Source organism: Bacillus sp. SH7-1 (assembly GCF_008042405.1).
In the GTDB taxonomy this organism is placed as follows: domain Bacteria; phylum Bacillota; class Bacilli; order Bacillales; family Bacillaceae_G; genus Bacillus_A; species Bacillus_A thuringiensis_N.
Genome location: NZ_QNUD01000007.1, coordinates 154,915 through 166,745, shown reverse-complemented (window position 1 = coordinate 166,745; position 11,831 = coordinate 154,915). Strand labels below are relative to the sequence as shown.

The window sequence follows — 11,831 nt, the reverse complement described above, 5'->3', positions numbered from 1 at the left end:
CTTAACGTCCCCCTTCAAATCCAATCCGTTTTTTAATTTCCGCTAAATTTACCTTCGCGATTTCTCTTGCCCGTTCAGCACCTTTTTCTAACGCTTCATATAATAAATTCGGCTCCTGCATATACATTGTGTATTTCTCCCGAGGTGCAGCTAACTCACGGTCTACAACGCGAAACAACTCTTTTTTCACATCGCCCCATCCGATTCCAGTCTCATATTTTTCACGCATAGACTGTATTTCATCCTCTGTAGCAAATTCTTTATATATTGTATATAACGTTTCTAGTTCTTTCGGTTCATTTGGAAGTGAAGAATCTGTTTTGATTTTAAATATTAACTTTCGTAGTTTTTCTTGCTCTGCAAATAATGGGATCACATTCCCATAACTTTTACTCATCTTTCTTCCATCAAGCCCTGGTAATATTGCGCCCTCTTCTTGTATGACATACTCCGGAAGTGTAAATGTCGTGCCGAAAGTATGATTAAAATACGTCGCAATATCACGCGCGATTTCAATATGCTGAATTTGATCTTTTCCGACAGGTACATGAGTAGCTTGAAATAGTAATATGTCCGCTGCCATTAAAATCGGATACGTATATAATCCCATATTCACTCCAGCATCGACTTCTAACCCCGCCTCTTTATTTTGCTCTACCTTCGCTTTATACGCATGGGCACGGTTCATAAGTCCTTTCGGAGTTAGGCAAGCTAATATCCAAGCTAATTCTAGAATCTCTGGCACTTCTGTTTGTCGGTAAAAAATAACGTCTTCACTAAGCCCAAGTGATAACCAAGTAGCTGCTACCTCTTTCGTGTAGCTACTAAACTGGCTCGGATTATGCACAGCATTTAACGCATGGTAATCCGCTATAAAATACAATGCTTTTCCTTCATTCTTCTTTGACATTTGCAACGCAGGTTTAATCGCACCAATATAATTTCCTAAATGCGGATAACCTGTCGGCTTAATTCCTGTTAACATTATTTTTCCATCCATCCTAACTCCTCCTTTCTCAAAATAAAAAGAGTCCCTCATCCTTAAAAAAGGACGAGAGACTCCCGCGGTACCACCTTAATTAGCTATCATTATAGCTCACTTTAACTTCTTAACGTGAAGCAACCGTCTTTACTTACTCATTTCAGTTAGAAGCTCCAGAGCCCATTCCACATTCATCCCTTACTGATTCCCACCATACCATACATCAGCTCTCTGAAAAGTTTCGAATATGTACTCTTCTCTTTCATCGCTTTTTGTTATTTTTTACAGTTTATCACATTTTCCCTCAACGAAAAACTAAATATTCAAACTTATTATCATTTTAACAATAAATATTACCAATTTATTCCGTGCAATATATAATCAATATATATAGAAGCTATTTGTAATACAAAAAAGAGGTGATGTCATGAGTTGGTTTACTAAAAAGAACAATGAAAAGATTGATGAGTTTAAAAAGGATGATACAACGCAAGGTGATACTTTAGGAGTAATTATACATTTCACACCTATCGCTATATATTTATACACCTGCGATGAGTATATAGAATCATTTGAAGGTGCGCTCACTTTTGAAAATGAGAACGGAAATCAAGTAGAAATCGGGGGTACTTTTATTTCTCTTGAAGTGGATGCTAATTTTCGCATGGACGATTTAATATTTGATTACAAACTGAAGGAAAGCAATCTACCTATTGTTGAATTAAAAGCCTACGCATAAGATCAATTTGTCTACTATAGAAAGAGCAAAAAAGCTAGAACAGTAATATCTGTTCTAGCTTTTTTCACGTATTCAACTTAACAAATCGATATCCGTGCGTAACTAACACTTTTAATATTGCATACCCTGGAATTGCTAAAATAATCCCCATAATTCCAAATAAATTTCCGGCAGTTAAAATAATAAAAATGATAGTAATCGGGTGAATATCTAGCTTTTTCCCCATGACTTGCGGAGAAATAAATTTACCTTCTGCTAATTGTACAACCATCATAACAATAATTACCTTTAAAACCATTCCTGGCGAATCAATAAATGCGATAATTAATGCTGGAGTTATTGCGATAATTGGTCCTACGTACGGAACGATATTTACAATCATCGCTAAAATAGCAAGTAGTACCGCATATTTAATACCAATAATAAGGTAACCAATTAATAGCATAATACCGATAAACAAGCTAACGATAATTTGCCCTCTAATATACGAGCTAATTGCATAATGCATATCATCTAGTATTCTCATCGCTGCTGGTCGTCTTTGTTCTGAAATAAACTTTAAAAAGTGATTCGGTAATTGCTCACCATCTTTTAAAAGATAGAACAATATAAACGGAACCATTACAAACGTTAAAACGACCTCTGTAACAGTACTTAAAAATCCAGTTACATTCCCTGTTACTGATGATAAAGATTTCGTAAAATCAACTGTATAGTCTTTTACCATACCCGCTACATCAATATTTAAATTCTCCTGAATTTTCCCTAGTAAATTACTTTCTCCAAATCTACGTGCTGCGCGTTCAATTTCATGGCCGAAATACGGTAAGTTATCTATCAACGCATCGATTTGATCTTTAATAATTGGGATTACTGTTACAACTAAAAATACAAATAATCCTAGTACTATTATATATATAGAAGCTATTGATACGATTCTTGAAACACCCTTCTTTTCTAAAAGCGAAACAAATGGATGCAATATATAAAATAGCACGCCCGCTAATAACACTGGGAAGAAAATTGTCTTTAAAAAGACGATAAACGGTGTAAAAACAAATGATATTTTTGTTAGTAATAAAATATTAATGAACAATAGTGCAAACCCAAGTAACACTGCTAAATAATTGTGTTCTCTAAAAAACCTTTTCAGCTTATCTCTTTTTCTTATATTTATTTTTTCCAACGAAACCACCTCTTCGAATGATGAAAAGCCCTTATTCAGGGCTTTTCATCATAATCTATATATCTATTTCTTTGCAGCTTTCACTACAAATGATACAATAAAAATTAACACGATTGCTCCTAATAATGCTGGCACAACATGAATCCCACCAAAAGATGGCCCAAAAGACCCAAATAATCTACCGCCTAACGAAGCACCTAATAAACCTGCGATTATATTGCCGAACATACCGCCTGGGAAATTTTTACCCGTTATAGAACTAGCAATTGCACCTATAATAGCACCAACTATTAATGTGATAATCCACCCCATTTTTAGTCCTCCATTTCTATTACGGTGTATTTCTTTTTAATACTAAATGATTATGTAACTATTATAATTATTATATCCAAAAAAGAAAAATGTTGTCAAATCTATGAAAATAAAGTCTACAAGGAGGTTTTTACACTATGATTCAAAAATTAATAACAACTTCTCACAACACGGCTACTTCTATTTTAAATATTCAAATACCCGCTTATGAAATCGAGGCAAAATATATAAATAGTACAGCTATCCCTCGCCTTTATGATACTGTAGCTGATATTCAATCATGTGATGAAATTTTCTACGGCTATTTTTATGAAGATACACTTGCCGGTTTTATTTCTTTTAAAATAGATGAAGAGGAAGTTGATATTCATCGTTTAGTAGTATCCCCCGATCATTTTCATAAAGGAATTGCTACAAAACTACTACTTTATGTATTTGACATGTTCTCCCCTTCCAAAACATATATTGTACAAACAGGGAAAGAAAATACACCCGCTCTGTCTTTATATAAAAAACATGGCTTTATTGAATTAAAGGATATCATATTACCCGATGGAGTAATTTTAACCTCACTCAAAAAATCAGAAAACAATAAATAGTTTGACTCATCAGTTTATTTATGTTATCTTTTACTTTATAATACCTTTTGCTGAGTCCAAATTTTGGAGCGGGGGAACCACTTTTGTAGCTATGCTACTTGGGGCGAATCTTTTTTAAGTAGGGAACTCTCACTTCCCGAGTCCGACAGCTAACCTCGTAAGCGTAATGGGAGAGGAAGGTGCTTTTTGCCTATGTTACACAGTGTGCCTCCTTAATTATAAATATGGGAACGATACCAAATAGTCACCTATCTTTATAGAAAAGGAGATATGTATAATGTTACGTTTATCTGATCACGCAATAAAAATGATGGAGCAAAGACTTCGACTAGAGCAACATCGCACATATCAAGCAAATAAAGTTGTAGATAATTTGCATCACAAATACTTCTTCCAACATATTTTTCAACCAAAACGATAAAAAATGTTCATTTAGAATAAAAAACACAAGGTGTGTCTAAAAAGACATTCCTTGTGTTTTTTTATATTTTTTATAAAATTCTCACTACATTTAAACTTGCTGTAATCGCGCCTGCTATAGTCGTTACATGCCCTACACCTAATGGACCATTTTGTAATACTAACGTTGAATTAGCACTCGTTACATTCACGAGGAGCGTATTTGAAATGGCTGGTTCGATTACTACAGTTGATGTCGTTACATTTTGTATAAAACTCCCTGTTAGTTGTGTTCCATTTAATAGCAATCTAACAGATACTGTCTCATTCCCACCATTTGCGTCCCCTTGGAAATAATAACTTACTAAATATATTCCTGGCGTCGATACTGTGACAGTTGTAGCACTAGTTAATGATACACCAGTTCCATATACAGTAGATCCTGAATTAATTGGAATATTGGCATTTGCTGCAATTGTACTTGTTGAGGTAGAAAAGAAATATCCACCACCTGTCGATAGAGCAGATGATCCTGTTGCTCCTGTTAAACCGGTTGGGCCCGTAGCACCTGTTGGGCCTGTTACTCCTGTTCCCCCTGTCGCTCCAGTTATGCCTTGTATGCCTTGTATTCCAGTCGGTCCTGTTGCACCAGTCGCTCCCGCTATTCCCAAGAAACCTATTGAACCTGCACTACCAGTTGCGCCTGTCGGTCCCACCACGCCACTTGGGCCCTGACTACCTTGTGCTCCAACCGGTCCTATACTTCCGCTAACTCCTGTCATCCCTATTACACCAGCCTGACCCTGCAAGCCTTGAATACCTTGTATTCCTTGTATTCCTTGTGGACCCGTTGCTCCTGTATTTCCTGTCGGTCCTGTCATCCCTTGTATCCCTATAATTCCTTGTATTCCTTGAACACCTTGTGATCCAGTCGCTCCGGTTGCTCCCGTCACTCCTGTGTCTCCTGTTTCACCAATAATTCCAACGTTCCCTTGGGGACCTTGTGAACCTTGACTACCTTGCGCACCTTGCACTCCTTGGGGACCTGTTATCCCGTTTTCTCCTAGATTCCCTTGGGGACCTCTAATTCCTTGCGCACCTGTCGGACCTGTTATTCCTTGTATTCCTTGCATACCTTGAGAGCCTTGTGCTCCTGTTGGGCCTACTATACCTTGTATTCCTTGAGGTCCTTGCAAACCAATAGCTCCAGTCGGCCCTATTATTCCTTGCACTCCTTGAGGACCTTGTGCACCTTGAGGACCTGTCAATCCCGTTATCCCTTGTATCCCTTGAACTCCTTGTATTCCTTGCACTCCAGCTGCCCCTGTTTCTCCTTGTATCCCTTGTGCACCTTGTATGCCTTGTGCTCCTGCTGGACCGGTTACCCCTTGGATTCCTTGTGCACCTTGAGCTCCTGCCGCTCCTGCCACTCCTGTTGGACCTATTATTCCTTGTGTACCTTGTATGCCTTGTGCTCCTGTTGGACCTGTTACTCCTTGTATTCCTTGCACACCTTTAGGTCCTTCTGCACCCGTTGGACCGATTTCTCCTTGCGGGCCTTGTATGCCTATTGGACCTTCTGCACCCGTTGCTCCTGTTATACCTTGGCTACCTTGAGGACCTTGTGCTCCTTGAAATCCAACTGCTCCAACTACACCTTGAACTCCTTGCGCTCCTCTTACACCTTGAGGACCAGTTGGACCAGTTATACCTTGTAACCCTTGCATTCCTATTGCACCAGTTCCCCCGGTTACACCCCGTGCACCTGTTTCACCCGTTGGACCTGTTGGTCCCCCAGGTGGACCGGGCGGCCCAGATGGACCAGTCACTCCACTAGATGGACCAATCGGACCAGTTGTACCCGTCGGACCACCCGGAGGTCCTTCTGTGCCTTGCATACCAATACTCCCTGTTGCTCCTGTTATCCCTCGTACTCCTTTTGCTCCTTGAAAACCTGTTGCTCCTGTTATCCCTTGTATTCCTTGAACACCTTGTGGACCTTGAGGGCCTATTACACCTGTTATCCCCTTTATTCCGCTTATACCTTGAGGTCCTTGTATTCCAATAGAACCAGTTGGGCCTACTACACCTTGTATTCCTTGCGCTCCTTGTGGACCTTCCTCTCCATTAATTCCTTGTATTCCTTGTGGACCTTCTTCTCCTTGTATACCTGTAGTTCCGTCCTCTCCTTGTATTCCTTGCGCTCCTTGATTACCTTGAGGACCTGTTACACCTGTAATACCAGCTTCACCTATCACGCCTTGCATTCCTTTTGCTCCCGTTTGCCCTCGCTCGCCTATTTCTCCTTGTATTCCTTGGGTGCCTTGTATTCCTTGACTACCGGCAGGGCCAGCCGCTCCTTGTATCCCTTCTGGACCTTGTACTCCAGTATCACCAATTGGACCTTGCTCTCCCATTGATCCTTGTAGACCTTGGGGACCAGTTTGCCCTGTTACCCCTTGCTCACCGGTATCGCCAATTGCTCCTTGTATTCCTTGAGCACCAATTGTTCCTCGATTCCCTTGTACTCCTGGTATACCTTGTGGACCTTGGGGACCAGTTGCTCCTCTAGGTCCAGTGATTCCCTGAGGCCCGACTGGCCCTTCATGCCCTCCAGTTGGACCAATCGGGCCACTATTACCAGTAGGGCCTGTTGCTCCTATAAGTGGAAGAGGCAGTGCCACTCCAAATTTTTTGCACTTTCTATGATGACGCACAACAATCCCCCTTCCCCCAAAATAATTACACCTTTTATATGAAATGCATTTTTATAAGAAAAGTACACACCTGACCTCTTTTTATAAAAACACTTTACTTTCTCGCCTTAATAATAAAAGTAGTTGGCACCATTCTAGCTTTATATAACGAATAATATTTCGTAGACGGCTCAGCTAGTTCTCCATCAAACAAGCTCGATGGTTTAGGCTCTTCTATTCTCTCAATTGTAAACCCAGCTCTATTTAACTCATTTATGTATGTACTTATTTTTCTCTTATATAATGTTGCTTCTACATTTTCTCCTTTAAATGTTTCAAACGTAATAGGGGTTTCCTCATGATAAGAAGACTTAAAAGCAATTGCTTCTGTACCATACTGTAAATTTGAATACACTGGATGCTCCCAACTAAAAATAAAACTTCCTCCTGGCTTTACATATGAATAAATCAGTTCTAACGTTTTCTCTAAATCTGAAGTCCAACCTAATGCATAAATGGAGTACACAATATCAAAATACCCCTTTGGAATATCTCCTTCTTCTTCCATTGCTCCGCATATTAACGTTGAATTCCAACTCTTTAACGTTTCATTCGCTGTTTTAATTTGTTCACTTGAAAGATCAAGCCCCCATAATTCCTCTGCTCCATGTTCCGCCATATATTGCAACGAATGCCCACTTCCACATCCAATATCAAGAACCTTTTTATTTCTAATTGAATCGAACAAATGAAGCTCATCTTCAGACGCTGTATACGGTCCATATTTAGGTAAACAATCCACTTGAAAGAAGTATGGTGCAACTGTATCCCAACACTTTTTATTTAACGCTAACATTTGTGTACCTTCCATATTCTACATTCCCCCATCCTATTTTCTTCCCCTAATATCAATTACACATCATAACCCGATCTTCCTTTTCTCTTTGACCGGTAGTTTTTTACTTTTGCAATTGTACCGCACGCTCTTCCCCCTTCTTCTCCAGCATACATACCGCACCATCTTTTACTTCCATTTCGCGAATAATCATAAAATACCCAACGACAATCTGGACATGCTTTTAACCTGCCCCACCAATTTTCTTGAATCGACATTAAGACAATACTTAATACTTTTGTATACACATTCGCTTCGTATACTGGCTCATGCATAATACCTTTCATATTTTCCTTTATATGTACATGAAATGGGTATCTCTCTAACCATTTTTGCAACGATCCTTCTCCTTCAATTGTCATCCGAATATCTTCTCGAAAACCTTTTAATTCCTCTATCGTATGAAAAGGGCACTCTTCATGAAAATATTCTTTTATAAGGAGCTTTACATCCTCTTCTGTTTGCAGCAAATCAATTGCTTCTCTCGTATCGTTTGGTATTCTCCATGTATTTAAAAATTCTCGAATATATTCTAATTCATGTGGTGCGCTCTGATTCAATTCCATCCACCTTCTTCTTAAAATTTACTTTTTTCTGACTTTATGTATAATTATAATATAAAATAGTTAACCATTAAATGATTTTACCGGTTACAATATTAGGAGGAGTTCTATGAAAATTTTCTCAACACCGATACGTTTCATGCTTATTTCTTCATTTTTTATGTCTTTTGGATATTTTGCAGTATACGCATTTTTAGCTATTTATCTACTAAACTTTCTTTATTTTTCAGCTTTTCAAGTAGGAACAGTGTTGACGGTTATGATAATTACATCACGAGTTATCCCTTTATTCTCAGGTTTAATTGCTGACAAAATAGGCTATATCATTATGATGATAACCGGATTATTTTTAAGAGGAATCGGATTTATCGCTTTAGGAATATGCTCTGATTTCTATACAATTTCTATTTCTTCTGCACTTATTGGCTTCGGAACTGCATTTTACGAACCTGCTGCTCGCGCTATATTCGGCTCACAACCAGCTCATTTGAGAAAAAATTTATTTACATATTTAAACCTTAGTTTTAATTGCGGTGCAATAATCGGACCAATTGCAGGAGGTTTTTTACTCTTACTCGATCCAATCTATGCTTTCTCTCTAACAGGATCTCTTATGCTGATATTTGCTTTAATCTTTTACTTACTTAAAAACCACTTCCAAGTCACTACTGAAAATACGTCTATTACATTAGGAATACAGACTATCTTACAAAACAAATCTTTCCTTCTGTTTTCACTTATCATGATCTTCTTCTATATTATGTTTACTCAGCTTACTGTCGCACTTCCACTTCATATGAAAAACATTAGTAATAGCAATCAGCTTGCTACATTAGTCATTACGATAAATGCAATAACAGGCGTCATATTTATGGTGTTATTCCGAAAACTCTTTCACAAATACAACACGCTTTCATTTATTAAATACGGTATTTTATTAATGAGTATTTCTTTTTTACTCATACCTTTATTTCAACACCCATATTGGCTATTTATTTGTGTAATTTTCTTTACAATTGGTGAAACACTCGTGTTACCTAACGCTGATATCGCTATTGCAAATTACAGTAATGAATCATATACAGCTACATTCTTCGGATTTTATCAACTATCACTCGCATTTGGTTTTATCATCGGTAATTATACCGGTACATGGTTTACATCCAACTTAAACGGAATGTATACACCCTGGCTTATTTTCGGCGGAATAGGACTTATAGGTTTTATTTCACTTCATATTTTAAATATAAAAAAAGAGCGCTCTAAAGAAGATATATACCTACTAGAAAAATATTGATACTCAACAATAAGTAAACTTTTCAATCTCCCTTAAATTGGATTTACACCCTGCCCTGATTTACATATTATGGTACAATTAAAACGAGTACTAGCTAAACATTTACGCTCCACACTAGCAGTCTAACAATGCCAAAATCAGAAATCACATAGAATCGGGGGGATGTTATGAAAAAGAAATTAATTGTTCTTCTATTCACTGGAATCATATTATCAGGATGTTCAACTATAGTAGAAAATTCTTTAGAAACCGGAAGTGGCAGTATGGAATTATTAACACCAACGATTACAACAAAAGATAATGAATTAGAAATTAAGACTAAAGGTATTGATGAAAATAAAGTAACTTTTATTTATGTTGCCAATAAAAAAGTGTTGGAACAAACGCTAAAGAATGGCGAATCCTACAAGCTTAACATTAAAGATATCGAACACGCTCATAGGACAGACTACAAACCAAAAGTTCAACTTTTGCAAACGAAAGATGATAATGATGATGGAGAATTAATCACCTTCAAACAAGTTAGATATACGGTTAAAAACTAATTTTAAAGTTGTTTCATTATAAATGTAACGAACGAAAATATACTTTAACAGTGGATAAATGTAAGGGGTGTTAACATGAAAAAACGATGGATTTCTTGGTGGATTGGTAACCTATTTTGGATTATCGTTTTTGGAATATGGGCCGCTATTATTTGGTTACGAGAGGTTGATGGTGCTGGTGTTATTCAAACACCTGCAATTAAATCAATATCACTTATCGTTATATTAATCGCGTTTATCATACCGGTATTTTTTCAAGTTATATGGCTAATCATTAATTTGAGGATGAGTAGAAAAAATAATTATACGATTTAGTTTTTCAATTAACAATAAAAAAGAGAGGAATCTATATCAAAATAGATTCCTCTCTTTTACATTTGGACTTATACTGAACTTTTAATGCAGTACTACTCCTCTTTTTTACGATGCATGTTCATCTTTCTTCTTCATTAACGCTCTTTTCTTCATCGCCTTCGTTAAATATCCACCTTTAAATGAGCGAATTTCATAAGAAGACATAAATGCTTTCGGTGCAATTTCATTAATAATTTCTAACAGTTCTTTTTCTCTAGAACGTTTTGCAACGATATCTAAGCGATAACGTATCGAATTAATACCTTCGCCTTCAAATACTGTAACGCCAAATCCAGAGTGACGTAATTCATCTACTAATTCATTACAACGGTCTAGCAAACTAACTTGATACGTAATATAACCAATTGCTAATTTATTCTCTATATAACCGCCTAATAATAGTCCCGCACTAAAGCCAATGACATAGGCAACGATGTTCATCCAATTTGATAAATCTTGAAACACAATACCTAAACTGACAATGTAAATAGCTCCTTCTAACAATCCAACACCAGCAGCGGATCTTGTTTGGTTCTTTACAAGCAAAATCGTACGGATTGTCAAAATGGGAACGTAAATAATTTGAAGCACAAAAATAAGTAACGCTTGTAACATTGGTATCCACCTCTTTCAAAAAGTCTTTTGTCATAATAACATACATAACCTTTAGAAATCGATGGGTTTTTAAATTTTTTTACATTATTTTTCATACTATTGAAAAACGCAAAAAAGAAGCGTATCATATTTGTCGTAAATTTGATTCCTTTCATTAACTCGCTTAAACTCAAAAAAGGAACCTCTTTAGGTCCCTTTCATCATAGCTCTATGTTTTTCGAAGCATGTTCCCTTTGCTTCTCTTCTTCTTTCACTAACTGCATATTTGCATAAGCTAGATTCGCAATCATTAAAAAGTGACCACCTAAAATGCCTGTACCAAATGCCCACATTTCCATTTCATGCTCAATTTCATACATGATGATAGCTCCTAAAATGGCAGCCGCAAATCGGTTTAAAACTCCTAATCCGGGAGCCTTTTCCTTCATTACGATACTTTTCCCAAGTTTCTCCACTCTGCGAGCTAATAACCAAAGGCAATATGCGCTTACAGCTAATCCGATCCCAAACCCTGTTACTTGTTTTCCAAACGGAGTAATCGTCCACATAAGTAGTAAACCACTAAAGATTACGTACAATTGTAATCGATATACACGTAAGGCTTCTTGAATCAAAATATCCGCTCCTAATTTCGCATTTTTTATACTTT

Annotated in this window: 14 protein-coding genes, 1 riboswitch and 1 other annotated feature; of the genes, 6 read left to right on the top strand and 8 right to left on the bottom strand. The window is 37.2% G+C overall.

Features of this window, described 5'->3' with window-relative positions; translation table 11 throughout:
* Position 1 precedes the first annotated feature (1 nt).
* Positions 2 to 1,000 (bottom strand): tryptophan--tRNA ligase, encoded by a 999-nt coding sequence (locus tag DN390_RS07150; RefSeq protein WP_147806956.1) that lies wholly within the window; start codon positions 998 to 1,000, stop codon positions 2 to 4.
* A gap of 44 nt (positions 1,001 to 1,044) precedes the next feature.
* Positions 1,045 to 1,257 (bottom strand) — a binding site (T-box leader).
* Between the two features lie 152 nt (positions 1,258 to 1,409).
* Here DN390_RS07150 and DN390_RS07145 point away from each other — a divergent pair.
* Positions 1,410 to 1,721 (top strand): hypothetical protein, encoded by a 312-nt coding sequence (locus tag DN390_RS07145; protein ID WP_147806955.1) that lies wholly within the window; start codon positions 1,410 to 1,412, stop codon positions 1,719 to 1,721.
* A 64-nt stretch (positions 1,722 to 1,785) separates the two neighbouring features.
* On the opposite strand, the gene DN390_RS07140 is transcribed toward DN390_RS07145, so the two are convergent.
* Positions 1,786 to 2,907 (bottom strand): AI-2E family transporter, encoded by a 1,122-nt coding sequence (locus DN390_RS07140; protein ID WP_147806954.1) that lies wholly within the window; start codon positions 2,905 to 2,907, stop codon positions 1,786 to 1,788.
* Positions 2,908 to 2,970: 63 nt separating this feature from the next.
* Positions 2,971 to 3,219, bottom strand: coding sequence for a GlsB/YeaQ/YmgE family stress response membrane protein (locus DN390_RS07135; protein WP_000539730.1), 249 nt, complete (start codon positions 3,217 to 3,219; stop codon positions 2,971 to 2,973).
* Positions 3,220 to 3,356: 137 nt separating this feature from the next.
* Here DN390_RS07135 and DN390_RS07130 point away from each other — a divergent pair, with 137 nt between their 5' ends.
* A complete protein-coding gene (locus DN390_RS07130; protein WP_147806953.1) occupies positions 3,357 to 3,818 on the top strand; it encodes a GNAT family N-acetyltransferase in 462 nt (153 codons plus the stop codon).
* A 38-nt stretch (positions 3,819 to 3,856) separates the two neighbouring features.
* Positions 3,857 to 3,998, top strand: a riboswitch (cyclic di-AMP (ydaO/yuaA leader).
* Positions 3,999 to 4,095: 97 nt separating this feature from the next.
* A complete protein-coding gene (locus DN390_RS30580) occupies positions 4,096 to 4,239 on the top strand; it encodes a hypothetical protein (protein ID WP_000945246.1) in 144 nt (47 codons plus the stop codon).
* Positions 4,240 to 4,309: 70 nt separating this feature from the next.
* On the opposite strand, the gene DN390_RS07125 is transcribed toward DN390_RS30580, so the two are convergent.
* The 3 genes from DN390_RS07125 to DN390_RS07115 form a co-directional block, all read right to left on the bottom strand.
* A complete protein-coding gene (locus DN390_RS07125; protein WP_147806952.1) occupies positions 4,310 to 6,934 on the bottom strand; it encodes a collagen-like protein in 2,625 nt (874 codons plus the stop codon).
* 94 nt (positions 6,935 to 7,028) lie between these two features.
* Positions 7,029 to 7,784: a class I SAM-dependent methyltransferase gene (locus DN390_RS07120; RefSeq protein ID WP_098951847.1), complete on the bottom strand. Its 756-nt coding sequence runs from the start codon at positions 7,782 to 7,784 to the stop codon at positions 7,029 to 7,031.
* 41 nt (positions 7,785 to 7,825) lie between these two features.
* A complete protein-coding gene (locus tag DN390_RS07115) occupies positions 7,826 to 8,368 on the bottom strand; it encodes a CGNR zinc finger domain-containing protein (RefSeq protein WP_147806951.1) in 543 nt (180 codons plus the stop codon).
* Positions 8,369 to 8,480: 112 nt separating this feature from the next.
* Here DN390_RS07115 and DN390_RS07110 point away from each other — a divergent pair, with 112 nt between their 5' ends.
* The 3 genes from DN390_RS07110 (at position 8,481) to DN390_RS07100 (ending at position 10,528) form a co-directional block, all read left to right on the top strand.
* The gene (locus tag DN390_RS07110; RefSeq protein ID WP_147806950.1) at positions 8,481 to 9,668 is read left to right on the top strand and encodes an MDR family MFS transporter; all 1,188 of its coding nucleotides are present in this window, start codon (positions 8,481 to 8,483) and stop codon (positions 9,666 to 9,668) included.
* A 167-nt stretch (positions 9,669 to 9,835) separates the two neighbouring features.
* Positions 9,836 to 10,213 (top strand): hypothetical protein, encoded by a 378-nt coding sequence (locus DN390_RS07105; protein ID WP_147806949.1) that lies wholly within the window; start codon positions 9,836 to 9,838, stop codon positions 10,211 to 10,213.
* Positions 10,214 to 10,288: 75 nt separating this feature from the next.
* Entirely contained in the window at positions 10,289 to 10,528 is a 240-nt protein-coding gene (locus DN390_RS07100; RefSeq protein ID WP_098951839.1) for a DUF3923 family protein, read from the top strand.
* 105 nt (positions 10,529 to 10,633) lie between these two features.
* On the opposite strand, the gene DN390_RS07095 is transcribed toward DN390_RS07100, so the two are convergent.
* Both DN390_RS07095 and DN390_RS07090 read right to left on the bottom strand, forming a co-directional pair.
* On the bottom strand, positions 10,634 to 11,182 hold the full coding sequence (locus tag DN390_RS07095) for a DUF2179 domain-containing protein (protein WP_000938438.1): 549 nt from the start codon (positions 11,180 to 11,182) through the stop codon (positions 10,634 to 10,636).
* Positions 11,183 to 11,382: 200 nt separating this feature from the next.
* Entirely contained in the window at positions 11,383 to 11,796 is a 414-nt protein-coding gene (locus DN390_RS07090; RefSeq protein ID WP_000613876.1) for an ATP synthase subunit I, read from the bottom strand.
* Between the last annotated feature and the right edge of the window lie 35 nt (positions 11,797 to 11,831).

What these genes read in the sequence shown, in the direction of transcription:
- DN390_RS07150 (WP_147806956.1), bottom strand. Translation starts at nt 1,000, where the DNA reads ATGGATGGAAAAATAATGTTAACAGGAATTAAGCCGACAGGTTATCCG.
- DN390_RS07145 (WP_147806955.1), top strand. Translation starts at nt 1,410, where the DNA reads ATGAGTTGGTTTACTAAAAAGAACAATGAAAAGATTGATGAGTTTAAA.
- DN390_RS07135 (WP_000539730.1), bottom strand. Translation starts at nt 3,219, where the DNA reads ATGGGGTGGATTATCACATTAATAGTTGGTGCTATTATAGGTGCAATT.
- DN390_RS07130 (WP_147806953.1), top strand. Translation starts at nt 3,357, where the DNA reads ATGATTCAAAAATTAATAACAACTTCTCACAACACGGCTACTTCTATT.
- DN390_RS30580 (WP_000945246.1), top strand. Translation starts at nt 4,096, where the DNA reads ATGTTACGTTTATCTGATCACGCAATAAAAATGATGGAGCAAAGACTT.
- DN390_RS07120 (WP_098951847.1), bottom strand. Translation starts at nt 7,784, where the DNA reads ATGGAAGGTACACAAATGTTAGCGTTAAATAAAAAGTGTTGGGATACA.
- DN390_RS07110 (WP_147806950.1), top strand. Translation starts at nt 8,481, where the DNA reads ATGAAAATTTTCTCAACACCGATACGTTTCATGCTTATTTCTTCATTT.
- DN390_RS07105 (WP_147806949.1), top strand. Translation starts at nt 9,836, where the DNA reads ATGAAAAAGAAATTAATTGTTCTTCTATTCACTGGAATCATATTATCA.
- DN390_RS07100 (WP_098951839.1), top strand. Translation starts at nt 10,289, where the DNA reads ATGAAAAAACGATGGATTTCTTGGTGGATTGGTAACCTATTTTGGATT.
- DN390_RS07095 (WP_000938438.1), bottom strand. Translation starts at nt 11,182, where the DNA reads ATGTTACAAGCGTTACTTATTTTTGTGCTTCAAATTATTTACGTTCCC.